The following is a 1993-nucleotide window of genomic DNA, read 5'->3' as shown; positions in this document are numbered from 1 at the left end:
TGGAGCGGCTGTGCGCCGAGGCGCCGGCGCGCGCGGCGTTCTGGTCGGCCACCCTGCGTGACCCGGCGCTCGCCGACTGGCTGGCGCCGCTGCGCCCCACGCGGCTGCACGTGGGCAGCGAGTTCTGCGAGCGTCTGCTGCCCGAACCGGAGCAGCTCGAACGCACGCTCGCCGAGGCGTCGGCGGCCGGACTGGAGGTCTGCCTGCTCACGCCGGTCGCCTCGCCGGAGGTCTTGCGTGCCCTCGATGCGCTCTTCGCCCTGCTGCCCGCGGGCGCGGAGGTCGTGGTCAACGACTGGGGCGTGGCCCTGCGCCTGCGCGAACGCCACCCGCTGCTGCAGGCCGTCGCCGGCCGCATCCTGTGCCGCATGCTCAAGGACCCGCGCCTGGGCAACCCGCAGTACGCCCCGCCCGCCGCCCACGGCTTCGCCTCGCCCTGGCAGCAGCGCCTGTTCGCCCGCGTGGGGATCACGCGCGTCGAGATGGACCTGCCGCTCTTCGCCGACGCCGACAGCTTCTCCGGCGTGCCGCTGCCGCTCGGGGTGCACCTGCCCTTCGCCTTCGTCGCCAAGGGGCGCATGTGCCGCACCGCCGGGCTCGCGCGCCCCGGGCCCGAGCGTTTCGCGCCGCAGCCCTTCTGCCACCACGAGTGCCTCGGCCTCGCCGCCCGCACCGCGCGCGAGCGCGCGGGCACGCAGGACGCCTGGGAGACCGTGCACGTCGGCAACACCGTTTTCTGCCGCCACTCCGCGGCCAGCCTCGCAGTGCTCGCCGCCGCCGTGGCCTCGGGCCGGGTGGCGCGCCTGATCGTGCCCGGCGAGGCCTTGTGAGGAGACCCGCATGAAGATCGTCGCCCCCATCCGCCAACTCGACGAGATCGCCGCGCTGGCGCGTGCCGGCGCGGACGAGCTCTACTGCGGGGTGACGCCGCGCGAGTGGGCCGAGCGCTTCGGCGGCGCCAGCGCCAACCGCCGCCCCGGCGGCAACCTGCCCTCGCTGGCGGCGCTCGCCGAGGCGGTGGAGCTCGCCCACCGCCATGGCGTGCAGCTCTCGCTCGTGCTCAACGCGCAGCAGTATTCGGTCGAGCAGATCGAGTTCGCGCTCGAGATCGCGCGCGGCTATGCCGACATGGGGGGCGATGCGGTGATCGCGAGCGACCCCGGCCTGATCCTGGCGCTGGCCGAGGCCGTGCCGGGGCTGCGCATCCACGTCAGCTCGGTGGCCACCTGCCGCAACGCCGACGGCGCCCGCCTCTACCAGGAGCTCGGCGCGCGCCGGCTGATCCTGCCGCGCGACATCACGCTCAACGAAGCCGCGGAGATCGCCGCCGCGGTGCCCGACCTCGAGATCGAGGCCTTCATCCTCAACGACGGCTGCGTCTACGAGGAGGGCAGCTGCAACACCCTGCACCTGCCCGGCGCGCTCGGCGGACCGATCTGCCTCGACCGCTACGCCTACGACCACCGCCACCGCGACGGCCGGCCGCTCTCGCCCGCGCTCGCCGCCCGCCTGCAGGAGAACGACGCGGCCTACCGGCGCTGGCTGTGGTACCGCTTCTCCTGCGGCTTCACCACCACAGCGGAGGGCATGCCCTTCGGCCCCTGCGGCCTGTGCGCGATCCCGGCGCTCGGGCGCGGCGGCATCCACGCGCTCAAGATCGCCGGCCGCGAGGGCCCGCCCGAGCGCAAGCTCGCCAGCGTGCGCATGGTCAGGCAGATCCTCGACGCCCACGAGCGCGGCGAATCGCCCGCGGCGGTGATGGCGCGCGCGCGCGGCCTGCGGCCTTCGCACGAGCACTGCGCGACCGGCTTCATGTGCTACTACCCCGAGGTCGTGGGCGAGGCCCAGCGCACGCGGGAGACGGTGCGGCACGCGCCCTCGACCGCCCCCTCCCCCGCCCCCACCTCCGACTGAGACGGCGCCGCGGCCGCGCCTGCGCCGCTCAGGGCGAGTCGTCCGTGCGCGCTGCGCGCGCCGCCGCCTCGCGGGCACG

General features: G+C 75.5%; 2 protein-coding genes. Both read left to right on the top strand.

The window, feature by feature from the left end:
• The coding region (locus C667_RS22500) for a hypothetical protein (protein WP_004386877.1) at window positions 1-830 on the top strand (830 nt) is incomplete at its 5' end.
• 10 nt (window positions 831-840) lie between these two features.
• Entirely contained in the window at window positions 841-1914 is a 1074-nt protein-coding gene (locus C667_RS22495; protein WP_004386876.1) for a U32 family peptidase, read from the top strand.
• The last annotated feature ends 79 nt before the right edge of the window (window positions 1915-1993 follow it).

Source organism: Thauera phenylacetica B4P, from assembly GCF_000310225.1.
GTDB classification, from domain to species: Bacteria; Pseudomonadota; Gammaproteobacteria; order Burkholderiales; family Rhodocyclaceae; genus Thauera; species Thauera phenylacetica.
This window is presented reverse-complemented; position numbering and strand designations above follow the sequence as displayed.

Excerpts from the sequence above, each read along its gene's own strand:
- C667_RS22495 (WP_004386876.1), top strand. The coding sequence starts at position 841 with ATGAAGATCGTCGCCCCCATCCGCCAACTCGACGAGATCGCCGCGCTG.